This window comes from Paenibacillus sp. NPDC058177 (assembly GCF_042883835.1).
Lineage (GTDB): Bacteria > Bacillota > Bacilli > Paenibacillales > Paenibacillaceae > Paenibacillus_AQ > Paenibacillus_AQ agri.
Map to the genome: position 1 here is coordinate 318,930 of NZ_JBHVVB010000002.1, position 24,426 is coordinate 343,355.

Below are 24,426 nucleotides of genomic sequence, written 5' to 3' on the forward strand. Positions count from 1 at the left end.
AAGACCTCCCCTTATAATGTCGATGTATTAGCAAATGTAGCACTTTCATGTACTTCTTGCTGCTTACCGTGAACGATCAGTTGAATCGACCCACCTGTAACATTCGTAATGGAAATCTCTTGCGGGGTAATGTTAACTTCAAGGCGTTTACCCTGCCAGTAGAGCGGGAAGGACAACCGGTCCCAATGCTCGGGCAGTTTTGGTGCCAGATGAAGTTTTCCGTCCAGCATTCTCACGCCGGCGAAGCCCATTACAGCACATTCCCAAATTCCGCCAAGTGAAGCCGAGTGGATACCCGCATCGGAGGAATGAACCTTCGGTCCAAGGTCAATCTCGGTCGCTCTGTGGAAGAGACGGTAAGCAAGTTCCTTGTCACCAAAGTCGCTGGCCAGAATCGAGTGTGTGGACAGTGACAGCGAGGAATCATGTAATGTTTTTTCCTCGTAGTATTGGTAGTTGGCACGCTTTACTTCTGGTGAGAATTTATTCTCCAGTAGGAAGAATAACATCATAATGTCTGCTTGCTTCGAAACCTGCAAGTTACCAACCTGATCCAGGTTGTAGTCATTGAATATACTGCCCACTTTTTCCTGATCCTTGTATGGTGTCAGGTCAATAATTTCCTTTTGCAGATACGTATCGTCCTGCGGAATAATCAGATCCTCGTTCGGTTGCGGGAGATAGATCAGATTCAGCTTGCTTTCCCACACTTTATGAGCTTCTTTCAGATTCAACAATCCATCATAACGGGCGAACAGTTCTGGATTCTGGGCTTCAAGCTCCTGATAGTAATCCATTGCCAGTTCGATGTTGAAGTGAGCCATGTAATTGGTAAAAGCATTGTTGTCGACATGCTCTTTATATTCGTCTGGTCCGACAACTTCGTTAATTTCGTAGCGTCCGAGCGCTTCATTCCACTCCAGGCGGCTTGCCCAGAAAACAGCTGTATCGAAGATAATCTCATAGCCGTATTTCTCCATGAAATCGGTATCTCCAGTAGACCGGAAGTAATGCCATACCGCATAAGCTATATCGGATGTAATATGCTGTTCAATGAATCCGGACCAGATCTTGGTCTGCTCACCTGTCACAATATCAACTGCACCCCATACTGGTGTTACTTCGCCATCAGACGGCCAAGCTGCTTCCCACGGATACATCGCTCCGGCAAAACCGTTCTCCTTCGCCTTGTTCCGTGCGCCTTCCAGTCCCAAGTAGCGGTATTCCAGCAAAGAACGGGCAATTTCCGGGTTGCTGTAGATGTAAAATGGCAGGATGAAAATTTCTGTATCCCAGAAAGAGTGACCTTTATAGCCTTCGCCGCTCAAACCTTTAGCTCCAATACCCATTCTGTTATCGTGAGCTGGCGTCATTACTACCAAGTGGTAGTGTGCGAAGCGTACACCAAGCAGGTCAAATGGATTGCTGGACTCAATCGTAATTCCGTAATTCTCCCACACCTTAGCCCAAGCAGCAGTATGGCTGCTGAACAATGCGTCGTACCCGGACTCTTGTGCTGTTTTCAATGCTGCAAGTGCTACTTCCCGCATAGCTGGCAGACTGTAGTTGTCACCAAATTCCTTGTCGCGGCTAGTGTATACGGTAGCTACCTTCTCGAATGTAAGGGACTGTCCTTCTTCCAGCTTCAAGCTGTAACCAACAGCTACAATACGGCGGTCGATCTCCATTGCTGGCGCAACGTCAACCAATTGACCGTCTACCTTCAAGCGGTGTGAGGCTCCGATAGCAAAATCAACCTTCGACTCTGTTGTCGTCTGGATCAGCTCCAGATAAGTCTTGTCATAGATGCGCTTTTCGCCTTCATGGAAATGTTGGCTACCGCTGTTGCTGACTTGAGCATCAATACCGGAACTCACCGACAGATTCACCGAACCACGAAGTACTTTCACTTCCATCTTCAGTCCGATCACATGCAGGGAATCCAGGGAAACGAAACGGCGGAATGTGAATTCCAGTTCCTTGCCTTCGCCGTTGTTCCAAATGAAGGTACGAACCAATTCAGCGTCTCGCAGATTCAAGCTGCGGCTATACGCCTTCACTTCACCTTGCTCCAAAGTAAAGCGTTTGCCATCTATCCGAATGTCCAGCTTCGTTAGATCCGCCGCATTCGGCAGCTCGCTGACTTCCAGTTCATCGAAACGGTTGAATGTACCGTTTACGAACAAATTGCGTTTTTCTCCTACATAAGACTCCTCCGCTGCGGAACGAAGTCCCATGTAGCCGTTGCCAAGAGACATTACAGCTTCACATTTGGCTAGTGCCAAGCTTGAGAATTGGTCTTCCGATACAACCCACCCCGGGGCTCCATCAGGTAGTGTCTTGTTGTAATTAAGCATGGGTTAGATTTTCCTTTCTTTCTCCTAGTATTCTCTCTCTAATTCAGGGAATCTTTGTAAGCGATATCGAAATCGTTTTCGAACTTCAGAAAAAACATCGAAAACGATTTCGATGAACTCATTAAGATCCCTTTGTGTAACAAATTGTGTAAGGGATTTCGAAAACGTTTTCGACCTTATTATAAAAGCATGATTGTCTCTCTGTCAACTATTTTGAAAGGAAGAATCTTATGATATCCGGGGGTATTATTTTCCAGCATCTTCACAACCTGCTCCAATGCGGAGTATCCAATACCGGCAAAGTCCTGGCTGATCGTGGACAATTTCGGTGTTGTATAGCTCGACAGCACAATATCATCAAAGCCCAGGATCGAGATATTGCCTGGAATCTGTAGTCCCAGTTCCCGGCACCGGTTCATGAATCCAATCGCCATGAGATCACTGGCCACAAATACGGCTGTAAGGTGCGGGTTCTCCGTAATGTAGGATTCTGCCAGATCATAAGCCTGCTCTTCGCTATAATCGGCCTCTACAACACGCGAAGGAATATATTCAATCCCCGCTTCCTCTAGCGCTTCACGATACCCCTGCTGCCGGACAATACTGACCGTAGCATATTTATGCCCGTTGATCATTCCGATCTCCCGATGTCCCTTGCCAATCAGGTACTTCACCGCTTGCCGGGCAGCCGTAAGATTATCTGTGATTACAGAGCCAGCGTGCGGACCAACCGTATCTGCATCAATAACCACGCAGGGAATATCACTGCCGACCAGATCCTCAAAATAAGGGTCCGTCGTCCGCAGACCGGAGATCACTACGCCCGCGATCTTATGATCCTTGCAGAATTGCCAATATGACTTATCCTGCTGTTCGGACAGACTGCGGGTATAGATCACGACCTCATATCTGAACTCCGTAGCCGCCGCATAGACACCGCTCATGATCTGGAACATGACGCCGTCCTTACCGTTGGCCTGCTCAAAGTTCGAGATGATCAGCGCAATCGTCTTTGTCACCTTATGCTTCAAATTTTTAGCTAACATATTGGGTGAATAATTCAGCTCCTGCGCAGCCTGCAGAATCTTCTTCCGCGTAGCTTCGCTGACATCGCTATACCCGTTAAGCGTCTTCGAGACCGCAGAAATACTCACGCCCGCATGTTTTGCTACATCTTTAATCGATACCATAATCCGCACTACCATCCTTCTTGATATTTCAGTTATGACTGTATGTATCCCCCATTATAGCACATAGGGAGTGATGAGGAATTTAAGGGGATCACAAAATGAAGGGAATTAGAACTATAGTGCTTACCGGAAAAGGGCTACTTCCCCTTGATTGGCTTGCCTTTTAGAAGTTTTGACCAAAGATAAAGACTGCATTCAATGGCTTTATTTCTAGCCCCAATTCAAGGGGGGGATTGCTCAATTTCATACCACTTTATTCAGGAAAATGCTGTTCGCTCGAACTCAATTTGTGTAATGAAACATCACCTGTTCTTAGACCTTTTCTTACACAATCTCTCCGTTTGTCTATCTAAAAAAGATGAACTTAAGATCCGAACGTAAGGCTCGGTCGTCACTGCGGTGGAATGTTTGGACTTCCGGTCTCTGTTGCCGCCAGATTTCTCATTTGAAAACCGCTTCTAGCGGTTGACATCTGGTAAGCTTATGCTTCCGATGCTAGCTTTCCTGTGGAAAGCTTTCAGGCGAGCGCTTCGCTCCTACAGTTCCAAAACTTCCCCCTTCGTTCCTCCTCGCTTTTGTTTCTTTCTTTTGCTCATCCTATCTAGCATGTTCTTCTTTAGGTTCATTTCGGAGCAAGTTTCGTGCCGGAATTCCTATCGCTGATGCATTGTCAGGCACATCCTTGACTACTACCGACATCGCTCCGATATTCGCATCATTCCCAATCCAGATAGGACCCAGTATTTTAGCCCCTACTCCGATCAAGGCTCTATCTCCAATGACTGGCTCACCCAAACCGTTTCTTCCACCGATCGTCACTTGATGAAAGATCGTAGCATAGCTTCCGATCACTGCTTTGTGACTAATAACGATCCCATTTAAACCATGCGGCAAATGAAGATAGTCCCCGATCTTGGCCTGTGCATGTAATTCTCCGTTAGAAAGAATCCTGACGAAAATCAAATCCATCACCTTATAAAGTATCCACAGCGGTTTCTTTAAGATCTTACCCTTAACCTGATAGTGCACCCAGTTACCAAAACGATAAGTAAATAAGACCATGAGCGTTTGCGGATTTCTACGGTTCGCTTTTAAATCTGTTTTAAAAGACTTAATCACCGGGGCTCCCTCCATTTACATATTTAATTCCCATTTCATATCAGGGGTTATTTCCAATAAACTCGCATCATAAAGTGGTGATTTTCGGCATGCTTCATTCTGGATTGGATTTAATTCAGTGCTGATATGGGAGTGAAATTCATTATGTAAGAGCTAAGGAGGGTGGATTAGGAGGTGGTATAAATATTCAATACTTCCATGTGATTAAAATAAGAAACCAGTTTAGGATTATTTATTTGGAAAAAGAAATTTGTGCTACGCACCTTTAAAAAGTGAACGGAGTTCTTCTTTTCCTTTTTTATATCCAAGGTAAGCCTCATGATTACGACTAAACTTGGCCTCCATACTGAGGAATCCGGCCGTCCATCTGAGCATGAAGTACCTGAAGTAATTCGCCTTATTTCTCGTTTTAAGCAAATGGAAGTGATTTATAATTTTCGTGTGAGCAACCTGCTCGGCATTATCCCGTGAGGTCGGTGATCCGTGGTGTATTAATTTCAGATCTGGATTTACATACATCGGGCCATGTTTACCAGCCAAAGCAGAGATATACAAATCCTCGCCTAGACTATATCCTTGGAGCCAGCTTACCGCTTCGATCTCCAAAAGGTACTTTTTCCGGTAGCACATATTGCAGCCATGCAAAAACTCTGTCCGAAAAACATTCTTCTGAATATTCCACAAGTTCATAGCTGAAGCAAATCCACTTAACGAGTATTTTCCCGGAGAAAACAAACTGCGGCCACTAAGAATCATCATAAATCTACCTTTGAGAGAGCATGAAAAGCCTTGGTCAGCGCCGCTAATTCCAACAGCTTCCGGGTACGAAATCAGCGTTTGCTTAAGAACATCCAAATAATTAGCTGAAAGCTCAACATCATCATCTATGAAAAGAATCGTCTCGTAGCTGCTAACCTCAATAGACTTAACTCTAGACTTGATCAAACCAGCTTCACTAGGGTCTTTCTTATAGTATCGAAGATACATATTCCCCTTGTTAATGAGGCTACCGGCGTGGTCGAGCCACTCTCTATCGGTATCACCATCATCCACAATAATGACCTCAATGCTGTCCTCCTCCATGTTCGTTTGTCTTGAGATGGACTCCACACACTTCAACAGATCGTCATGCCGGTTCCTGGTGCATATAGCGACAGACAGTTCGATAGAGTTGCCCATAGTCACCACAGCCTTTTTTCCATAATAATACACGTATAATGACAGACTTTATGTCGAAAATTGTATGGATTTAAAATTTTGTTTTGTGTTTGAGATCAACAAAGCCCCCCACTTGATTGTGGAGGGCTTTAACCTTTATCTATTTAATCTGCAAGGTTGGCGGCTTTAAGCTTCAAATCGTAAATCATATAAAAATGATTCCATTTTTTCATTGTCACAATTTCCTGCTGGCCATCCTTTTCAAAAAAGTAACCCGCACCCTCCTGGCTGATATAAGTCCAGCCTTCCTTTTTCATGCGTGCCTTTAATAGCTCCTGTGGTTGTTCTGCCTTTGTAAGATAACGTACATACCCGCTTGCATCACTCTCGATCTGCACAATGGATAGACCCGTTGTTTGTAATCGATACATCTGTTTTACGTTGTTGTACCCAATATTATGGATGTATACGGCCGCAACTATCACTAATAAAACAATAATCCCGATGAAACTAAATAAGGCGATCTTCCATGGTTTCACCATCCATAATCCACCACCTATATCCTACTCCAATGTGATCCATTAGTTATTCCAGAGTGACAAAACAGCATCCATTTGCGAATTATGAGACATTTCTACTCCATACATATACTACCATTTCATATGCATAAACATCAAATTGGCTGAGATCTACAAGAAAGGTTACTATTTTGATTTATATACTTCTAATATTCATATTAAAATGTAACAAAGCATACCCTATTATCTATAGAATGAGGAGAAATCATATGTCCCTTTTCAGAAAAGCTACTTTCTGGTTCTCATTAGTAAGCATTCTAGTTTGTCTGCTTAACTACATGGGAAACGACGACAAGAATATTTTACTGATTGGCTTTAATCCCTTTCTGAACACTGTCGTTTACGAACAGTCCTTTCGAAGTTGGATCATCGGAGCTGATGATGTCATTCGTCCGACTGCTTATTTGTTACACTTTGCTTCCTTCTTTTTGACAGGAGCTATTGTGGATATTCTGAGTTATGTATTCAGAAGGCGAGAAAAATAAAAAATCCTCCTTCGCCCCTACCTGGTTTGTGAAGAACAGACAGCTCAAAAGAGGACCATTTAGTAAGAGTCCTGTGCGCCTGGATCAACCTTTTCCGCAGCCCACAGGGTTCATAGTTTATATAATGGTATATAAAAACAAAAAAACCTTGATTTTTCAAGGTTTTTTTCTCGTAGATGCCGAGGACCGGGATCGAACCAATACAGTAGTCCCTAGCGCAGGACTTAAAATCCTGTGGCGTCTGCCAATTCCGCCAAAACGTCAGTAACACCACTCCGCTTACTCTTGAATCCCCGTGACGATCCCATCATTTACATAAACATATCTAAAACCACTATATACCCATTGTTCACTTGTACCATAATCCGTCGTTGTTTTATTTATTTCTTTGGGCTGCCCCCATCTTGAATTCTTTAGTTCATTCACTGACATACCAATTGTAGGGTCGACTTTATTAAGCGCTTCTTGGACCTGATAATACTCAACATCCGATTCAAACCAGTAGTCTCTTGGTTTTAAAGATAATTTCAAATCATCTACTTCTTTCAGAAAATCTCCTGTATATCCCCTTAAGTAAACTTCAAGTATTTCAACTGCTCTTTCCTTGTCTCCTTTTATAAAAGCTTGTTTTGCATTTATGTAGTTTCTAAGTGCAGATGCTTCTGAATTACCATACAGTTGCTTAGTGAGTTCGTTAGCTTGTTCGTATTTCTCATCCCTTATCAAGCTCTTAATTCCTTCTAATGTATTAGATATATATTTTCCGTAGAAATATGATTCATCGGGAATAGATAATTTTGCCCATACTTCTTTATAGCTATCGGCAGCGTCTACGTATCTCTTCTCAGTCTCAAGTTGAGTTGCTTGTGTTAAGATTTGTTTCGCTTCTACTATTTTTTCTTTCTCAGACAAAATCAATTCGTTCGTAATTCCATCATAGATACTGAGGGCAGCATCTATATCTCCAGATACTAAATACTTAGTCTTAATCCACCCACGCGCTTGAGCTGTACGAAGTACTGAATCTTTATCTATTTGTTCTAAGATTCTGTAGTCCTTCACAGCACCATCCATGTCATTTTTTGCAACTTTACTCTTTATGACTGTTAGAATTTCTTGCGGTGTTCTATCATCCTCCACAATTTTACTTTCAACATTACTTTTAGCAGCTTCTTTCACAACATTTGAATTGTTGCTACATCCAACTACTGCGGCTAAACTAACCAAAGAAAGTGAATATGCCATCCATTTAAAACCTCTGTAAAGCAACCAAAACTCCCCCATTTTCTCGTTGTTCCTAATTTTGTAAATACACAAACTATATTATAGTTAAAATACAAAGTTTATCAACGTTTAATTCTAATATATACCTTTGCTTCCAACTTCACCTTTACCTCTAGCTATTAATATTATCGATCATTCAATGGACATATGACAGGAGGGCAGCATGAATAGAATGGAAAGGTTCCCGCCGCTCAAAACCAAGCAGAGCATTCGGTTCTTCAATTACACCAAGAAGGTATTACAATGTATTTTGAGCAGTGTTAGCAGGCCCGCCTAAAAACAAACAAGGGCCCCAACTCAAATGAGTTGAAACCCTGATCGAGCTCAAATCCTTTAACCATGCGAGTTACAGGGGGCTTTTTATATTCCAGACGCAAAACGACTCTTACAAAGGCCCTTCAGCTCCTCTCGCTTAACCGCAAAGACAAAAATCAACAAGCCGAATTAAAAAGCTAAACGGCTTAGCGCCAGCTACCCTCCACTACCCCCGGCCTCCGAAGCCTCCTCTTCCGCCGTAGATACCGGAATATCCTCGCCGTATGCACCCATCGGACTAAGCTTCAGCTGTACAAGCCTTTTGCCGTTCTGGGTTGATTCTGTCTGCCCGGTGATATACCCTTCGCCTTCAACGGAAATCTTGACCTTCAGCAGATTGAGCACCTCCAGCGCATCACGCAGCGATTGTCCCCTGAGGTCAGGAATGGATGCCTGATCGTCCTGTTGACTTAACAGATAAATCTTTTGTCCCGAAGCAAGCAGGGTGCCCGCCTCCGGATACTGGCTGACCACTTCGCTTCCGCCTCCGACCGTTTCAAAATCAAAGCCCTGATCCATCAGCAATTTCCTGGCCGTCTGCACCATTTTGCCGGTCAGATCAGGTGCGGAGCGCTGTGCGGAAGGTGCATTCTTAACGGATACGGAAACACTGCCTCTATCACCCGTTGTAACTTTTGGAACACCCATATATGACAATACCTCGGATACGATCTCTTTAAACACCGGTCCCGCCGCAGCACCACCGCCAGCCGCATTAGCAGGCTCGTCAATACCGACATAGACCACAATCTTTGGATTATTAGCCGGTACGTATCCAAGAAAAGACGAGTGCACCTTGTTGCGGTCATACCCGCCCTTACCGTCAGGTTTAATCGCCGTACCGGTCTTTCCTGCTACCCTATAGCCTTCAATGTACGCATGACGCCCGGTTCCATGGACCAGGTCTGCAACGACCTGCTCCAGATAACTGCCGGTTTCACTGGCGCTTTCCTCGGAAATAACCTGTCGCACCACCTGCGGCTGGGTTACGGTAATCCTGCCGGTATTAGGATCGGTGCTCTCTTTGACCACGTGCGGTACCATCAACTTACCACCATTAGCGATGGCCGCCATAGCGGCAAGCTGCTGAATGGGAGTCACCTGTACTTTGCCGTGTCCGAATGCGATCGTCGCGTTCTCAGAAGCATTGTTCGGTGTAGGATTAACGATTCCGCTGATTTCCCCCGGCAGGTCAATACCGGTAGGATCATTAAATCCGAAATCATCCACGTATTGCAGCAGCCTTTCCGGACCGAGCATTTCATAGCCAAGCTTGACGAAGGCCACGTTACTTGAACGCTTTACGCCTTCCAGGAAGGTGATTTCGCCATAACCACTTCTCTTCTGGTCATACAGCGGCTTGCCGTACCCCTTGATACGGATAGAGCCGGACATGAAGGTTGCGTTCGGATCGAACAAATTCTCCTCCACCGCTCCGGCAAGCGGTACAATCTTGAACGTGGAGCCTGGTTCAAATCTCGTTTTGATAGCATGGTTGAAGAATGCCCCGGGATTAGAGGCATAATTCCAGAACTCATTCGGGTTAAAGGTCGGCATATTCGCCAGTCCCAATATTTCCATAGTCCTCGGGTCCGCGGCAATTACCGTAATACTCTTGGGCTTATATTCTGCATAGGCCTTCTGCATTGCCTGTTCGATATAATACTGGATTGTGCTATCAATCGTCAGCTTGAAATCACTTCCATTGACCACCGGCTGGTAAGCATCCTCCGAGTCAGGCAGCTTGATGCCTTTGCCGTCGCTCTGGTAGAATAGCTTGCCATCCTCACCCTTAAGCCGCATGTCAAAATACTTTTCAAACCCCATAACCGCATTGCCGTCGCGGTCTGTATAACCCAAAATATGTGCGGCCAGTGTTTGTTGCGGATAATAGCGCTTCTGCTCCCTAATCAAACCGACGCCAGTCTCCAGAGTGTCATGTTCATCCTTCAGCTTCTCAATAAACTCGTCGACCTTGTCACGTAGCTCCCGGTCTATCCTCCAGCCTTCATTACGGATCTCCCGGTTCTTCAGATACTTCCCGTTCTCGTCTTTGGCTTCCACGAGCGCCTTAAGCTCATCCTCAGGCTTGCCGAGCAGTTCATGCAGACCGGTGATAACTTCTTTCCCGATGCCGAGCGCGGAAATCGCATCCGGATTGACCACTACCGTGTAGGCCGGCACATCGCTGGCCAGCACCTTGCCGTTGCGGTCCTCGATCGTGCCACGCACCGCTTTAATCACCGAGGTATGGGCCCATTGCCCTGCGGCCCTGGCTTGCCAGAAATCCCGCTCCAGAACCTGAATCCAGAATACTCTGCCGAGCAATACAAGAAAAAAAAGGGTGATACACCCTCCTATAAACAACGTGCGAAGTTTTATTCTCTTCACCATAAGCAAACCCCACTAACATATATATTACGATTTCCGGGAAATCGCTCCATTCAGCTCACAGATATGGACGTAACGCCATAGCAAGAGGGCAGCCACGAAAGCAAAACGACCACCGCCAATATATATAGCAAAAACCCAGTTCCTTTTCGATGGATTCCCCTGTCATTCGATAAAGGCTATACGCTTAGCCTCTTCAATCTACTGGAACAGCCTGCTGCTTCACTGAAAAGCAATATCTGCTGCAAAGGGATGACTATGTATGCGTTATCAGCGAAAAGCGGCTGAATAAGTTGTTTTCTTCCAGAATCAGATAGTAAGTGATAGACAAAATCTTCTTATAGGTGCCAGGGAAACAAGTCTTGAGATCAGTTTCAACGCCGGCGGCTTGTCCGATTGGGTTCTATCAGGTAGGATGCGCCGTAGAAACTGCGCTAAAAGGGGGTGATCGGTAGGGGTCTCGTTAGTTTCATAAATGATCGTCATAATGAACACCAGCCTCGTTACACATTGTACAATGTATAACGAGTTAAACTCAACCATTTTTGAGAATATATTGTAACTACGTAATTTCGGGAATTTAGGCCACATAGGTCGAACTACCAAAAAGAGTCACGTATTTCTGTCCAATCGCCGTATTATTCAGTATGGAAGGCGTTGGGCTGCGCTAAAGTCTCTTTCATACCGGGGGTGCGGCAGATTTCTCGAACGCAGATTCTGAGCAAAGAACCGCTCGCCGTAAAGCCGGTACAAGCATCATTCCGCACATACCCAAAAACCTCGAATCCACACGAAAAAGTAGCGGCTTTAGCAAAAGGTTAGCAAACCACCTTAAAAACAAACAAGGGTTCCAGCTCTAATGAGCTGAAACCCTTGTTTTACTAGTGCCGAGGACCGGGATCGAACCGGTACGGTAGTCACCTACCGCAGGATTTTAAGTCCTGTGCGTCTGCCAATTCCGCCACCCCGGCATGAAGATATTACTAAATCGCTGACGTTCAGCTAGTAATTCGTATTATTGGCGACAAGATAGATAATATCATGTTTTGGACAATCATGCAACCCCTAAAAATATGTAAGTTTCCTCAACCCCCTCACCTTGCATCTCCATAAAAAGACTAATCCCTTAGTTCCGCACCTCTCCCTAGGCAAATGCATACGATAATTCTAAATTGATATTGTAACCGGAGGTCAAATACTCATGAGTCTTCAACCATCAGGATATCATCATCCGCAGCAACAAGTGTTATACAGAGCGGACAATAACACGATTCATAATTTAAGAAGTGTTCGAGACAAACTGCAGAATATTTGCCGGATTTATGGCAATCAATCCGTTAGAATTGAAACTTTGGATGGCCAGGTGTACGTGGGGAGAATTGTCGGCTGCAGCGGCGGATTGATGTATTTAAAGGTTAGCAGTCAGGGAGGACAACGGAGTCCATATTCCAATGATGAAATGATCTTAACTCTTGTGCTTTATGAATTGCTGGTCATCACATTATTGTACACGTAATGGGAAGAGGAGCCTGCGTATGTAGGCTCCTTAGACTGTCCAGAAACACCATTATCTACGATTGTTGATGAGAAATAGCCTTATAAAATCCTTATAAATCAGGCTGAACTTCATCATCAGTGCTTACCAATACCAAAACCACTGCTTCAGAAGATTGAAACTTATGCATGAGGGCTAACGGACCCTATCGTCGTTATTTGCACATCAAACAGCTTCTGGAGCATGTAACGGACTCAGGTGTCGCTATTTCCTCCCAAACCGTGGATTTTACACAGGATTTCTGCTCATAACGTCTCTGGGGTCCGTTGCCAGATAGAACAAGAAGCACGTACTAATTTCGAGATAGGTCCATGATTCTTTAACCCAGACATGCAACAAAAAACGTCCCTGCCGAATGGACAGGAACGTTAATAAAATCAGCTTTATTTTCACATGCATGTAACTGCTCGGCGTCCTTCCCTTCACTACCTAGCTGCGCTCTCCAGTACGATTTCTCATGCCAGCCAGACCGAGCAGGCCGATGAGTCCCAACCAGCCCCAGTTCGACCCGTTTCCGTTACTGGTGGTGCTGGTGGCCCGATAGGTACCATTCTGGTTCGTCGTGGACAACGGAGCTACTCTGTGATTATCTTCAGTCCGAACGTTGTTGTCCAGGATGTTACTGTTGCTTCTGCTCGTTCCTGTCGTACCATTGATCATGCTGCCATTTGGATGCAGTCGGTTTGCGTCGTTTCTAATGGTGCCGGTATTGCGTGTGGTATCCCCCACCCCGTCGACTCCAGCAGCCTCGGCCGTATAGCCGGTGCCAAGCAGCGTCATAGACAGTGCAGCGGTACAGATAAGGCTTGTTATCAGCTTATTCAAGATATGTTGCCCCCTTGTAATTTGGTTGCTGATAATTTCCCCTTATCCCTTATTTTCTATGCAACCCCAAACTGCTTATCCTGTAACAATATTCACGGTCTTGCTTGCGGCGTCATACGTAACCTTCGCACCCAACGCTTCCGCCAGCGCCCGTACGGGCACATAGGTGACGCCGGTATCCAGAACACCATCTGTGAGCTTGTTACCATTCAGGACGATGCTTACCTTCACGTCTTTGTTCACGTTGTCACCTCCATTGATCACCTTAAGTGCAGCCTTGATCTGCTCTGCCGACGGGCGGAGGCCTGCCCGCAATTGATCAATTGAAAGGCCATAAGCAATCTGCAGATGGGAATAATCTTTGAAGGAGGTCCAGTCCCCGCCCCATTCAAAACCCAGCTGTTTCGCCTCCTGCACTACTTCCTGCCAGTCTGCGATTTTATTGCCGTTTCCGTCACGCTTCATATCCCATGAGATGCCCTTGCCATCTGGCAACAGCAGTGCAAAGTCAATCGCCAATCCATAATTATGATAACTGAATCCCCCGCGCGCATTGGTCACGATATTCCCCGGCTTGCTTCTCCCCTGTGCATAGAGAGCATTCTGCTCGGCAAAGGTCCGTAGGCCTTGGCTAATGATAATCGGCACGCCCTTGGCGAAGCTACGCTCGATCAGCGTGTTCGCTCCGACCAACACAGCCGGGTTCAGCCCCGTGAGAGCAGTTGCCGATTTGCTTTTTACCACGTCCAAAGTCAGCATATATTCACCCCCTGGTATAGTAGATGTCCGAATTTTCTGTTCTGCTTGTTCAGATACCCCTATGCCTGGATGTTTGTAATTTCAATGCTTCTGCATACCGCTTTCCCACGAAAAAAAGCCCTCGGACAACGTCCGGGGCCTTATCTAAGAATAACCCATATAGATTTATTTGATCGTTATATCCCTAAATGATGCTTTCACCGTCTTGTTTTCATTATGAGAAGTTACCGCTAACCCTAAGTAAACAGTTCGATCAATTTTCATTTCATAACTCGAATATAATTTCCACGTCTCACCGTCTGTGCTATAGAACCCGTAAAAAACATCACCAGACCTCTTTAGTCTTAACCATGTATTTGGATAATTAACTGGGAATTCTGCTGGTTCCGAGTTATAATCATTAGGATATATTGCAGAAGAATCAGCCCCAAGCTTTTCCCGATATTGGAATTCATAGCCTCCATTATTTTTATTACGAGGGCTATTATCAGGAAAAACCATAAAGAAAACATGTTCACTATCAGCAAGTAAAGATTTACGAGCCATAAGTCCTGCTTTCGTATAGAGATTAGCCATGCTAAGTGATTCTATCCTTACTGTCATATCAAAATCATCATGAATTGTTACATAACCAAAATGAAATTGATCTGCAGTCCCCCAGATATCTTCCCCACCTGCAATTACATCGTACCCCGTACCATTTTTTTTAATAGAACCTTTTAAATCAATGTCACCTATATCTTCACTTAAGAAGTTTACCTGACTCATAAATACCTCCACCAGTTATCGTGAAATTTGTTGATTTAAAATTCAACCGAGTTTTATACATGGACAACTACATATTTTCTCCTATGGTAGTCGTCTACCTCTTGAACTTACATAAAGAGAATACCATTCTTCTCTTGTTAGGGTTATATTCATTGCCTCTCCACATTTTTGAATACGGTCTGGTCGAGTAGTACCTAAAATAGGTTGAATACCTGCAGGATGTCTCATTAGCCAGGCTAATAAAATTGCCTCGGGTGATACTTGTTTTTGATCAGCCATATCTTTAACTAATCGGGCTGTTTCTTGTATAGATTCGGATTGACCATCTAAATTCCTTCCCGAAAACAGTCCTTGTGACAAGGAGCCCCAGGCTTGAATTTGTATATTTTCAAGACGACAATATTCTAGAGTTTCTTCAGGGAAGTGGGCATTTATACGTTCATCGTGGTTGACAAGTACCCCTGTTTCTAACCAATCAAGTTTAGCTAGACTCATCTCTAATTGGTTGATGATTAAAGGTTCATTAGAATAGGATTGAAGCAGTTTGACTTGTGCTGCACTCATATTGGAGACACCAAAATGTCGTACTTTACCAGACTCTTTTAATTCATTAATTACTTCAGCAACTTCTTCTGGTTCCATCAACGGATCTGGTCGGTGAAATAGTAAAAAATCAATAAACTCTACTCCCAGTCTTTTTAAGATTCCGTCGACACTGTTGCGAATATAGTCAGAAGAAAAATCATATCTCCCAGGCCTTCCTGGACCGTCTTCAAATCGAATACCGCATTTAGATTGAATTAATATGTTTTCTCTAAGATCTTTACGCTCCTTTAAAACTTGCCCAAATACTATCTCTGCCTTTCCAAAGGTATAAATATCCGCATGATCAAACAGATTGATACCGATGGATAGTGCTGCATCAACTGCATGATGGGCTTGCATTATATCATCTGCTGTAATTGGATTTTGATTCCAACCACCTCCTAGTCCCATACATCCCATCACCATACGACTTGTGGCTATTCCGCGCTTTTCCAATTGTAGTGGTTTCATTTTATCCCCCATATTTTAATTTTTATTACAATCTCACTTCACTGCCCCTGCTGCAATCCCTTTAATAATATATTTTTGTGCAATAGCATAGAAAATAACAATAGGGATAATAGTTAATGTCAAGCCAGCCATCGCCTGATTCCAAACAATTGTAAATTCGCCGAAGAAATAGAACGTTGATAACTGGATAGTACGCAAGCCCTTTTCAGATAGCACGAGTGACGGAAGCAAGTAATCATTCCATGAAGCAATAACGTCGAGAATCGCAACTGTTACAGTAATGCTTTTTAGTAAAGGAAATACAATTCTCCAGAATACGCCGAAGGTACTACAACCATCAAGAACAGCCGCTTCCTCTAAAGCCACAGGGATTGATTTAATAAAACCGTGATATAGAAATACCGCTATACCAGCATGGAAACCAATATTCATAAATATCAATCCTCCATGCGTATTAAGCATTGGCAAATGCAAATAGGTACGTAGCCAATCCATTACTTGCATAAGTGGCATCATTAATGTTTGGAACGGAATAAGCATTGTTGCAACAAACAAGAAGAAAATGAATTTACTCATGACATTATCGCGACGTACAAGCATCCACGCCGTCATCGAGGAAAGCACAATAACAAAAATAACAGTAGCAATCGTCACATACAGCGAGTTTCCAAGTACAACTAAGAAATTCATTTTCTTAATTGCCGCTGTATAATATTGAAAGCTGAAATCGCCAGGTAAAGAAAGTACATTTTCATATAATTCAGCACGTGTTTTGAATGAATTAACAAACATAATGTACATTGGTGACAAAAACAGCAGTGCGATAATAACGATTAGCAAAGAGACTATTCCATTCTTAGCTTTATTCATTACATCTGCACCTCTCTTCGCTTCGTAATTACGACCTGGGTAATCGTTACTAACGCAATAATAACAAAGAATACGATTGCTTTCGCTTGACCAAGTCCATAATTACCATATCCGAATATTTCATTAAATACATTCATAGCAAACAACTCAGTAGAATATATTGGGCCACCATTAGTTAGTGACAAGTTAACATCGTAAATTTTGAACGCACCTGACAAAGTTAAAAATAAGCAAATTGTAAACGATGGCATTAGTAGCGGAAATACTATTTTGGTCATACGATGCCATATATTTGCCCCATCTACTTTTGCTGCCTCCATCACTTCATCGGAAATCCCTTGAATACCAGCGATATAGATAACCATTGTATAGCCTGCCATCTGCCAAGTGAAGACAATTACCAGTGCAATTAGAGCATAGTTTGGATCAATCAGCCAATTAAAGAAGATAGATTCCATTCCTGTCGTAGCCCCAATCTGCTTAAATCCATCTGTAAAAATGAAACGCCAGATATATCCAAGTATTAGGCCCCCAATAAGGTTTGGCATAAATAGTAGCGTACGAACAAGATTACTCGTTTTGAACCCCGCTGTAACAAGCAAAGCAAAAAATAATCCCAGCAAATTAACGCTAATTAGTGCAAATATAGTGAATTTTATAGTATTCCATGCAGATGCAATGAAACGCTTATCCTGCAAAAATGCTGAATAATTATCCAAACCAACAAATACTTTAGGGGTACTTGAAATACCATCCCAGCTAATAAAGGAATAGTAAATTCCGATCAAAAACGGAACAACAACAACAATAAGAAAAATCAAAAATAATGGCATCGTGAATATACAGTACCATATATTTTTATTTTTATTTGACATAGGTAACATCCTTTCATGAAGCTCAACTTAGAAGAGAAGTGGAAAGCCTAACATCCCTTATAAGGGTTAGGCCTTCAACATTGGATGTCTTTGTATTACTTAGCAGCTTTTACCCAAACATCTCGAAGTTTATCAAGGAATTGTTCTGGTGTAATTGAAGAATCAAGGAAGAATTCAGATGCTAGCGGTGCAAGATCATTAATAATAATTCCTTGTGGGAAGTAATTCAAAGCCCGAGGAATCGTATTTCCCGCTTGTGTTGCTTCATAAACTTGCTGTGATAATGGATCTAACCCAGTTGGTTCGATCGTTGTAACCGCTGGAATAAAACCAAAATCATTAAGAATTGTATTTTTACCAGTTTCGCTAGTATACAACCACTCTAAGAATACATTAGCTGCTGTAATTTGCTCTTGAGATGCTTTATTATTAATAACCCAACCAGATGGAATACCGACTTCCAATTTATCGTTTCCAACGATCGGAAGTGGAGCCATCCCAATATTGATATCATCATATTCAGCAAGCATACTGTAACTCCAGTTACCTTGGTGTACAATTGCCGCTTTACCTGTTGCCAAATCACCCATTTGTTTATCATACGTTACTTCAACTGGATTAGCAGAATTAGCACGAATAGCTTCCATCACTTTAGCGAATTCCTGGAATTCCGGAATTGTTTTCAAATCCACTTCACCTTTGTTTACTTTCTTAATGAAGGCCACAGGATCTTTCTGCAATGCGAATGGTGTATTAATAATATGACCAATTAAGAAATACGCTGTTTGAGACAGCTCCAAACCATTAATACCATCAGCTTTGAATTTTTCAAGTGCTTGTATCAATGACTTTGTGTCTTTTACAGTAGACGGATCATATAACTCTTTATTGTATACAAGTCCAAATCCCTCGATCCCAATTGGAACACCTACAACCTTACCTTCTATTTCTAAAGCCATGTTTGGAACGATGTACTTAGCATAAGACTCATTCGTCATATCATAGAAATATGATGCAAATTTTTCTGCTTCAACACCTTGTTGCACTGAAAAAATTGTCGGACCTTCATTAGCAGCTAACTTTGTTTGTAGCTGTGTAATGTAGGAATCACCTGCGGAACCCCATATCTCAACTTCATTTCCTGTTTCTTCTTTGTACTTAGAAGCCAAGTTCTCAAGTGCTCCGGCAATTTCAACTTTACTTTGAAACAATGTAATTTTAGCAAGCTTCTTAGCTTTATTTCCGCTATTACCTGTTCCTTCATTTGGATTAACGCCTGTATTATTGCCACATGCTGAAAAAATGAAAAGCATAGCAGTAAGTAGCACAAGACCCCAACTTCTCTTCATTATTGCAACCCCCTCTTACAATTTTGAATTTAATTTATAGGTGTATTATATCTATAATCATTTGCCCTCTGACAGGCGTGATATTCACCTAAATGAGTAAATTTTGAATCTGAAGTTCTTATACATATATCGAAAAACAAAAAAACACATTCAATTCCAAAAACTCCCACTATTAACTCAAGCAGAAGTATTTTAGATTTTTATTGAATGTGTTGTATGTTACATTTTGTATTTCTTTCGGTAACCGCTAGGTGCTATACCAGTATATTTTTTAAATACTTTACCGAAATAATTTAACTCTTCAAAGCCACTTTCGCTCGCAACCTCTTGAATTGATAACTCAGTATGATCAAGCAATGAGCACGCTCTTTCCATCCTTATCTGAGTCAGATAATTCATAATCGTTGTGCCATACTCTTCTTTAAACTTTTTTGCCAAATATTGCGGAGAAAAATGAAAAATTTCTGCCAAGCCCGCTAACGTAATCTCTTCCTTCATATGATCATTGATATAATTTTTTACTGAAGCGATAGACTGAAGATTACTTATTTCCAGCCTACTATAGTTGATTGATTCTAACATATCACTAAAAATTTGTTTAAGTTTTGAGGACCATTCCTCCAACTGTGATAACCAAAGCGGCATCGTCTCATGAAAGCTATCATTGTTCAATTGTATATAAATTCTTACGAGCAATAGGTTGATTTCTATGGTATAGTGCTGAAGCTCTCTTAAGCTTACAGCCTCATATGAAGCCAACTCCATTTCGAAAGAATCGACCAACTTATAAAGATAGTGTTTATTTTTCACAAGAACTGCTTCTAAAATAACACGCTCCTTATCTATGAAAAAGTGCATGGCTGTTGACTTTCGTCCACTCTTCATATGACCAAAAACATAACTATTAAGAATCATCGATTTTTCCTCAGACAATGCTAATTGAAATCTACTAGCTGTCAAACTCATTTTATAGAAACCAGAAAATGTTGATAGCCGCAAAGTTCTTTTCCAAGCATCCTGTAATTTGTGAATAGTATCCTCTATATCAGTAAGTAAATAATCTGAACTTATAAACACGATGATAAACTCTTCATATTGAAGCATATACCAGCTACCAAGTGATTCAACCAGCTCTTTAACAATATTTTTCACCGAATAATTAAACAACTGCTCGTCTCGATTATAATATTGCTTTACAACTGCATCTTTATTTCTAGGCAAAAAAGTAACAGCATAAAAATGATCAGGGTTGATGCCAAGAGTAGTAAGAAAAGTATCAAGCTCTTCTTTAGAAACCTGTTCCTCCTCAATTAAGCGAGAAAAACGTTGCTCCATAACGAGATGATTCACTTCATTTAATCGAAAATTAGTGCTAAGTTCTTTTAGCCAAACTTTCTGCTCTTGTTGTATTTGACCGCAAGCTTTTTGAATCGCTTTGTCCAGCTCACTAATTTTAAATGGTTTAAGCAAGTAATCTACACCGTTTGCAAGCAGAGTCGCCCTAGTGTAACGGAACTGTTGATAGCCGCTTAGCACAATAACTTTGCAAGTCCATCCTTCCTCCCGAAGCTTCTCTAAAAATTGCGAGCCATCCATAATATGCATGCTCATATCGCAAATTATCAACTCTGGATGATGCTGTCGTACAAGTTCCAATGCCTCTAACCCATTTTCTGCCATGAATATCTTATTGATGTTATAATGTCGCCAATCTATCGATAGCTCAACACCTTCACGTACATGCTCTTCATCATCTACGATCAATAACTTCATCTTCCTGTATCCCCCTTGATGATTCAACCGGCAACGACAATGCTACTATTGTTTTTTTAAAGGGGCTGCTAGAAATCGACCAATTAAATTCGTTGCCATAATAGAGCATCAATCGCTTCAATACATTGGACAAGCCAATTCCCCGTCTCTCCGATACAATAACCTGCTCATTATATCCAACCTTGATTTGTTCAATTTGCTGATCTGTAAAGCCTTTTCCGTTATCGATTACCTTGATTAACAGTGAACACTTAGTAAGGACAACGCTTACAATAATATGAATTTGACCATTTCCCCGTTCTAAACCATGTATAATACTATTTTCAACAAGCGGCTGTAAAGTCATTTTAGGTATAGGAATGTATCTGGCCTCATCTGGACAGTCTAACTCAAATTGAAGCTTTTGCTTATATCGGCCTTGCTGAAGTACCATGTAATGCTGTAAATGTTCGATTTCTTCTTCTAGCGAAACATCCTCATTCTCAATGTCCATGGAATAACGAAACAAAGCTGCAAATTCAGCAAGTCGATCACTGACGTCGTACGCTTTAGATTTAATTGCTAACGTTCCAATCGATTGCAGTGTGTTATAGAAAAAATGAGGATTAATTTGAGCTTGCAGCATTTTCAAACGAGCTTGTGATAACTCAAGCTGATGACGATATTGCTTATTCCACAGCTCATCTAGCTCACCAGCCATTTCATGCAATCTAATTTCCAACAAATCTAACTCATCCGGTGTTGTTGGTACAGGCATACGCTGTAATTGAAAGTTACCCATCTGCAACTTCTTAATGTGCCGCAGTATAATTTTAATCCTACGCAACATGTAATAAGAGATGAATGCCGCCAAAATTGAAACAAAAATAATTGAAATGACTTGAATGGATACAGTTTTACCAAGTGCAGAAGTACGTGCCTGATTAATAAATGAAAGAGGTATAAACCTAACTATTGTCATGATTGCGCCATTCTCATTTGTCTTACTCAAATAGACATAACTGCCTTCAGGAGTTTGAAGTTCCCCTTTATCTGTAAGTAGTTGCGATGTATGAAGCCTCTGATTAAGTTCTGCCTGCCATGCTTCTCCAGTTTTTTGTATTGTCTCCGGATACGTTGTTTGGGAAAGTGCCGGCTCAGTCGAATCCCTCTCATCTGCAGTTGTATAGAGCAATTCCAGATTATTACCGATAAATAAGTATACAGGGCCTTGCTCACTTGTCGTTAAGGATGTTAGCATCTTACGGATTTGTAGGGGTTTAATATCAAAGGTAGTAAAGCCGATTACTTCTCTAGTAAAAACATCTATGAATGGCTTATTGACACGTAATCTGGGTTCTCTATTATTATGTGTAACTTGAAAGGGCTGCTTAAGCTCTGTATGCGCATAAGACATCTCACGGTTTTTAAAATCAGGAATTGTAACTATGGAATTATAATGATCTCGAATATTGAACTGCTTGTTTGTTAGTGCGCTTTTGTAAGAAACTGCACCTATCTCGCTGTAATTCGCATATATTTTCTCAAGCCTCTGCGCAATATAGACACTCTCAGCAGGGGTTTGCGGGTCTTTTTCTGACAATAATCTAACAAGCTCAGGATCAGAAAAGTATGTTAGGCCAAGTAGTGACAAATCATGAAAATAAGACTGCAATTCTGACATCGTAATTGACATCGAATTCTGATTAAGCTCAACTAACTGGCGTTTAATTGCTTTGCCCGTGATCTGATACGACAAATAGTTAGAAATAATGAAAGGAACAGTTGTCGCTACGATTAAGCTGATAATAATTTTAGATATAATGCTCCCTTTGATAAATTTCATCTAGTCATCCTCCACTCACTCCCCATTGCCAGTACATTGTAGCACAGCAATAGAGGAGTTTGTAAGCTGATTAAGAACGACAGTAGTGATGTTAAACGATATAGGCTTCCACAATCTGGTCTACACGAATCCACTTCCATTCCTCCGCCCACTGCAGCTTAATCTCCCGCGAGTGGGTGTGAATGGAGGTCACAAAGCCGCTCACCGCCTCATTCTCGAACGGATCGAACAGAATCACCGTGACGCACACATGACTTCGCAGTGACAGCGCCAGGGTGCTCTCAATCTCCTCCTGCTTCTGCTCATCCAGTACCGGCTGGATGCGGCGCAGCGTCTCCCGTTCATCGCTGATAATCCGGTTCTTGTGCTCCGGCAGCATCATCCGGCTGCTCTCCCATAATCCGTTACCTTCCAGCTTCTTACCCATTGCCTGGCCTCCTTCGGTTCAATTAATAATTCCACATAACACGAACGTATGTTTGTATTATATCCATAGTCAAGTCCTTTAATCAATATGAAAAAAATGACAATCCGCACGCAAAAAAGCGCCCACAGCTGTGCTGTGCAGCGCCTTTTATCGTCATCCCCAGGCATAGGGGCAGGGTATCTTATGGTTTAACATTTTCCAAATCTGTTCCGGTTACCACCTTGGAATCAGCGGCTGCCTTCGGGTCAGCATCCTTGTCCGGCTCCAAAAGTCCAGTAGCCACTCTGGCTTCGTTGAGCTTAGAGATTCCGTACAGCATCGCGAGATCTGCATTCTGATTAAGCTCGTTGAATTCGTCGGCGGACACATCAGCAGAATCGGCACCTTTTGAAGCTTTTTCTTTTAAAGAATAGGCACTTTGAAAAGCAATCTGAGCCTCATCCAGCAGCTTCTTAACTTTCTCCGGCAGACGGTCGGAGATTTCAACCTTTTTCGCCTGAGATGAGATATCAGTAGCCGTATCCTTGAACTGAGCAATGGCTTTCTCCATTTCTTTGGATGTAGCTGTCCCAGCCGAGTACGCGGCGATCGTCTTGTTGAATTGCTCCCGCGACGATTTTCCTAATTGTTCAATTTTGGACATTTCATTGTAATAATTTTGCACAGATTCCTGCACTTCTTCCTCCGACAGCGCCGCGGTTGAAGCAGAATCATTATAGCTGCAGGCTGAGAGCGTTAGAACCAGCCCAATCAACCCTATTAGCCAAGCTCGTTTCATCGTTTACATTCCCCCCACATAACAGAATAATGTCGGTTATTGTAAAGTGCAAATGAAATTAATGTAAATCGGGGGAAAATGCAAAAAAAATACATCATAGCTATGTGTGCAACCAATGACCGGATAAGGCAGTATAATAATAAATATAACAAATGTTTATGGGGAGAGGAGGTTCATTCGATGCCTTATTGTACAGCCTGTGGAACAGAATATAAGCAGGCCGCTAAATTTTGCGGAGAATGTGGGACCGCGCTGAACGGAGGAGCTTCACCGACAGCCGAGCGCACGCTGCGAGACCTGACGCCTGCTCAGGAAATCAAGCTATGGGAAGGAAAGCCGGCGGGCATATCCGACCGACTGAAGGGTCTTGTGGGCCTTAATACGACTACTTATACGATTACAAGCCAGAGAATTATAGTAAAGACAGGCCTGATCGGTAAAAATGTCGAAGAGATTGAACTGCTCCGAATTCGTGACCTGGGAGTATCCCAATCCATTCTGGATCGCATGCTCGGTATCGGGACACTGACAATCTTTTCCGATGATGCTTCATCGCCCGAGCTGTGGTTCCGCAAGATCCATGGTGCCCATACTGTCAAGGATGCGCTGCGCAAAGCAGTACGTGATGAAAAGACTGTTAATAACATTAGCTATCGCGAACAGATTTGACCTTATACGCCTTTGTTGCA

21 protein-coding genes, 1 tRNA gene and 1 pseudogene are annotated in these 24,426 nt (G+C 42.6%); 3 read left to right on the plus strand and 20 right to left on the minus strand.

Going from position 1 to position 24,426, the window contains the following annotated elements; all coding sequences use genetic code 11:
- Positions 1-11: 11 nt before the first annotated feature.
- From ACFVU8_RS11490 to ACFVU8_RS11510, 5 genes are all read right to left on the minus strand, one after another.
- Positions 12-2,357, minus strand: a complete 2,346-nt coding sequence (locus ACFVU8_RS11490) for a glycoside hydrolase family 65 protein (protein ID WP_387427469.1) — start codon at positions 2,355-2,357, stop codon at positions 12-14.
- A 179-nt stretch (positions 2,358-2,536) separates the two neighbouring features.
- Positions 2,537-3,547 (minus strand): LacI family DNA-binding transcriptional regulator, encoded by a 1,011-nt coding sequence (locus ACFVU8_RS11495; protein WP_066365549.1) that lies wholly within the window; start codon positions 3,545-3,547, stop codon positions 2,537-2,539.
- A 597-nt stretch (positions 3,548-4,144) separates the two neighbouring features.
- The gene (locus ACFVU8_RS11500; RefSeq protein WP_387427470.1) at positions 4,145-4,666 is read right to left on the minus strand and encodes a serine O-acetyltransferase; all 522 of its coding nucleotides are present in this window, start codon (positions 4,664-4,666) and stop codon (positions 4,145-4,147) included.
- Between the two features lie 255 nt (positions 4,667-4,921).
- Entirely contained in the window at positions 4,922-5,845 is a 924-nt protein-coding gene (locus ACFVU8_RS11505; RefSeq protein ID WP_387427472.1) for a glycosyltransferase family A protein, read from the minus strand.
- Positions 5,846-5,988: 143 nt separating this feature from the next.
- Positions 5,989-6,366, minus strand: a complete 378-nt coding sequence (locus ACFVU8_RS11510) for a hypothetical protein (RefSeq protein ID WP_387427474.1) — start codon at positions 6,364-6,366, stop codon at positions 5,989-5,991.
- 245 nt (positions 6,367-6,611) lie between these two features.
- On the opposite strand from ACFVU8_RS11510, the gene ACFVU8_RS11515 reads away from it, so the two are divergent.
- Positions 6,612-6,887 carry a hypothetical protein gene (locus tag ACFVU8_RS11515; RefSeq protein ID WP_387427476.1) on the plus strand — a complete coding sequence of 92 codons (276 nt, stop codon included), beginning with the start codon at positions 6,612-6,614 and terminating at the stop codon, positions 6,885-6,887.
- A 279-nt stretch (positions 6,888-7,166) separates the two neighbouring features.
- Here ACFVU8_RS11515 and ACFVU8_RS11520 read toward each other — a convergent pair whose 3' ends face one another.
- The 4 genes and pseudogenes from ACFVU8_RS11520 to ACFVU8_RS11530 all read right to left on the minus strand — a co-directional run bounded on the left by ACFVU8_RS11520 (position 7,167) and on the right by ACFVU8_RS11530 (position 11,848).
- Positions 7,167-8,171, minus strand: a complete 1,005-nt coding sequence (locus ACFVU8_RS11520) for a tetratricopeptide repeat protein (protein ID WP_387427478.1) — start codon at positions 8,169-8,171, stop codon at positions 7,167-7,169.
- 471 nt (positions 8,172-8,642) lie between these two features.
- Positions 8,643-10,880 (minus strand): penicillin-binding transpeptidase domain-containing protein, encoded by a 2,238-nt coding sequence (locus ACFVU8_RS11525; RefSeq protein WP_387427480.1) that lies wholly within the window; start codon positions 10,878-10,880, stop codon positions 8,643-8,645.
- 222 nt (positions 10,881-11,102) lie between these two features.
- Positions 11,103-11,311 (minus strand): annotated as a pseudogene (locus ACFVU8_RS29985) (IS1634 family transposase); the annotation flags it as partial.
- 451 nt (positions 11,312-11,762) lie between these two features.
- A tRNA-Leu gene (locus ACFVU8_RS11530) sits at positions 11,763-11,848 on the minus strand.
- Between the two features lie 230 nt (positions 11,849-12,078).
- On the opposite strand from ACFVU8_RS11530, the gene ACFVU8_RS11535 reads away from it, so the two are divergent.
- The gene (locus ACFVU8_RS11535) at positions 12,079-12,393 is read left to right on the plus strand and encodes a hypothetical protein (RefSeq protein WP_379465750.1); all 315 of its coding nucleotides are present in this window, start codon (positions 12,079-12,081) and stop codon (positions 12,391-12,393) included.
- A gap of 468 nt (positions 12,394-12,861) precedes the next feature.
- Here the strand turns inward: ACFVU8_RS11535 and ACFVU8_RS11540 are convergent, their stop codons facing one another.
- The 11 genes from ACFVU8_RS11540 to ACFVU8_RS11590 all read right to left on the minus strand — a co-directional run bounded on the left by ACFVU8_RS11540 (position 12,862) and on the right by ACFVU8_RS11590 (position 23,737).
- The gene (locus ACFVU8_RS11540; protein ID WP_387427482.1) at positions 12,862-13,257 is read right to left on the minus strand and encodes a WGxxGxxG family protein; all 396 of its coding nucleotides are present in this window, start codon (positions 13,255-13,257) and stop codon (positions 12,862-12,864) included.
- A gap of 75 nt (positions 13,258-13,332) precedes the next feature.
- Positions 13,333-14,016, minus strand: a complete 684-nt coding sequence (locus tag ACFVU8_RS11545; protein WP_387427484.1) for a M15 family metallopeptidase — start codon at positions 14,014-14,016, stop codon at positions 13,333-13,335.
- 165 nt (positions 14,017-14,181) lie between these two features.
- Complete coding sequence (locus ACFVU8_RS11550) at positions 14,182-14,784, minus strand: DUF1349 domain-containing protein (RefSeq protein ID WP_387427485.1); 603 nt, start codon at positions 14,782-14,784, stop codon at positions 14,182-14,184.
- An 81-nt stretch (positions 14,785-14,865) separates the two neighbouring features.
- Positions 14,866-15,840, minus strand: a complete 975-nt coding sequence (locus ACFVU8_RS11555; RefSeq protein WP_387427487.1) for an aldo/keto reductase — start codon at positions 15,838-15,840, stop codon at positions 14,866-14,868.
- Positions 15,841-15,873: 33 nt separating this feature from the next.
- Positions 15,874-16,710: a carbohydrate ABC transporter permease gene (locus ACFVU8_RS11560; RefSeq protein WP_387427488.1), complete on the minus strand. Its 837-nt coding sequence runs from the start codon at positions 16,708-16,710 to the stop codon at positions 15,874-15,876.
- Entirely contained in the window at positions 16,710-17,585 is an 876-nt protein-coding gene (locus ACFVU8_RS11565; protein ID WP_387427490.1) for a carbohydrate ABC transporter permease, read from the minus strand. Before ACFVU8_RS11565 ends, ACFVU8_RS11560 begins: the two co-directional genes overlap by 1 nt.
- Before the next feature lie 95 nt (positions 17,586-17,680).
- Complete coding sequence (locus ACFVU8_RS11570; protein WP_387427491.1) at positions 17,681-18,934, minus strand: sugar ABC transporter substrate-binding protein; 1,254 nt, start codon at positions 18,932-18,934, stop codon at positions 17,681-17,683.
- 219 nt (positions 18,935-19,153) lie between these two features.
- A complete protein-coding gene (locus ACFVU8_RS11575; RefSeq protein ID WP_387427492.1) occupies positions 19,154-20,707 on the minus strand; it encodes a response regulator in 1,554 nt (517 codons plus the stop codon).
- Complete coding sequence (locus ACFVU8_RS11580; RefSeq protein WP_387427494.1) at positions 20,685-22,532, minus strand: sensor histidine kinase; 1,848 nt, start codon at positions 22,530-22,532, stop codon at positions 20,685-20,687. The genes ACFVU8_RS11575 and ACFVU8_RS11580 overlap by 23 nt, the downstream gene beginning before the upstream one ends.
- Positions 22,533-22,623: 91 nt before the next feature.
- Positions 22,624-22,959 carry a YolD-like family protein gene (locus ACFVU8_RS11585; protein WP_387427495.1) on the minus strand — a complete coding sequence of 112 codons (336 nt, stop codon included), beginning with the start codon at positions 22,957-22,959 and terminating at the stop codon, positions 22,624-22,626.
- Positions 22,960-23,140: 181 nt separating this feature from the next.
- A complete protein-coding gene (locus ACFVU8_RS11590) occupies positions 23,141-23,737 on the minus strand; it encodes a hypothetical protein (protein WP_387427496.1) in 597 nt (198 codons plus the stop codon).
- A 180-nt stretch (positions 23,738-23,917) separates the two neighbouring features.
- On the opposite strand from ACFVU8_RS11590, the gene ACFVU8_RS11595 reads away from it, so the two are divergent.
- Positions 23,918-24,406 (plus strand): PH domain-containing protein, encoded by a 489-nt coding sequence (locus ACFVU8_RS11595; RefSeq protein WP_175372921.1) that lies wholly within the window; start codon positions 23,918-23,920, stop codon positions 24,404-24,406.
- Positions 24,407-24,426: the final 20 nt, after the last annotated feature.

What these genes read in the sequence shown, in the direction of transcription:
- ACFVU8_RS11505 (WP_387427472.1), bottom strand. Translation starts at nt 5,845, where the DNA reads ATGGGCAACTCTATCGAACTGTCTGTCGCTATATGCACCAGGAACCGG.
- ACFVU8_RS11575 (WP_387427492.1), bottom strand. Translation starts at nt 20,707, where the DNA reads ATGAAGTTATTGATCGTAGATGATGAAGAGCATGTACGTGAAGGTGTT.
- ACFVU8_RS11525 (WP_387427480.1), bottom strand. Translation starts at nt 10,880, where the DNA reads ATGGTGAAGAGAATAAAACTTCGCACGTTGTTTATAGGAGGGTGTATC.
- ACFVU8_RS11510 (WP_387427474.1), bottom strand. Translation starts at nt 6,366, where the DNA reads ATGGTGAAACCATGGAAGATCGCCTTATTTAGTTTCATCGGGATTATT.
- ACFVU8_RS11570 (WP_387427491.1), bottom strand. Translation starts at nt 18,934, where the DNA reads ATGAAGAGAAGTTGGGGTCTTGTGCTACTTACTGCTATGCTTTTCATT.
- ACFVU8_RS11590 (WP_387427496.1), bottom strand. Translation starts at nt 23,737, where the DNA reads ATGAAACGAGCTTGGCTAATAGGGTTGATTGGGCTGGTTCTAACGCTC.
- ACFVU8_RS11560 (WP_387427488.1), bottom strand. Translation starts at nt 16,710, where the DNA reads ATGAATAAAGCTAAGAATGGAATAGTCTCTTTGCTAATCGTTATTATC.
- ACFVU8_RS11545 (WP_387427484.1), bottom strand. Translation starts at nt 14,016, where the DNA reads ATGCTGACTTTGGACGTGGTAAAAAGCAAATCGGCAACTGCTCTCACG.
- ACFVU8_RS11520 (WP_387427478.1), bottom strand. Translation starts at nt 8,171, where the DNA reads ATGGGGGAGTTTTGGTTGCTTTACAGAGGTTTTAAATGGATGGCATAT.
- ACFVU8_RS11535 (WP_379465750.1), top strand. Translation starts at nt 12,079, where the DNA reads ATGAGTCTTCAACCATCAGGATATCATCATCCGCAGCAACAAGTGTTA.
- ACFVU8_RS11580 (WP_387427494.1), bottom strand. Translation starts at nt 22,532, where the DNA reads ATGAAATTTATCAAAGGGAGCATTATATCTAAAATTATTATCAGCTTA.
- ACFVU8_RS11515 (WP_387427476.1), top strand. Translation starts at nt 6,612, where the DNA reads ATGTCCCTTTTCAGAAAAGCTACTTTCTGGTTCTCATTAGTAAGCATT.
- ACFVU8_RS11585 (WP_387427495.1), bottom strand. Translation starts at nt 22,959, where the DNA reads ATGGGTAAGAAGCTGGAAGGTAACGGATTATGGGAGAGCAGCCGGATG.
- ACFVU8_RS11495 (WP_066365549.1), bottom strand. Translation starts at nt 3,547, where the DNA reads ATGGTATCGATTAAAGATGTAGCAAAACATGCGGGCGTGAGTATTTCT.
- ACFVU8_RS11490 (WP_387427469.1), bottom strand. Translation starts at nt 2,357, where the DNA reads ATGCTTAATTACAACAAGACACTACCTGATGGAGCCCCGGGGTGGGTT.
- ACFVU8_RS11595 (WP_175372921.1), top strand. Translation starts at nt 23,918, where the DNA reads ATGCCTTATTGTACAGCCTGTGGAACAGAATATAAGCAGGCCGCTAAA.
- ACFVU8_RS11555 (WP_387427487.1), bottom strand. Translation starts at nt 15,840, where the DNA reads ATGAAACCACTACAATTGGAAAAGCGCGGAATAGCCACAAGTCGTATG.
- ACFVU8_RS11565 (WP_387427490.1), bottom strand. Translation starts at nt 17,585, where the DNA reads ATGTCAAATAAAAATAAAAATATATGGTACTGTATATTCACGATGCCA.
- ACFVU8_RS11550 (WP_387427485.1), bottom strand. Translation starts at nt 14,784, where the DNA reads ATGAGTCAGGTAAACTTCTTAAGTGAAGATATAGGTGACATTGATTTA.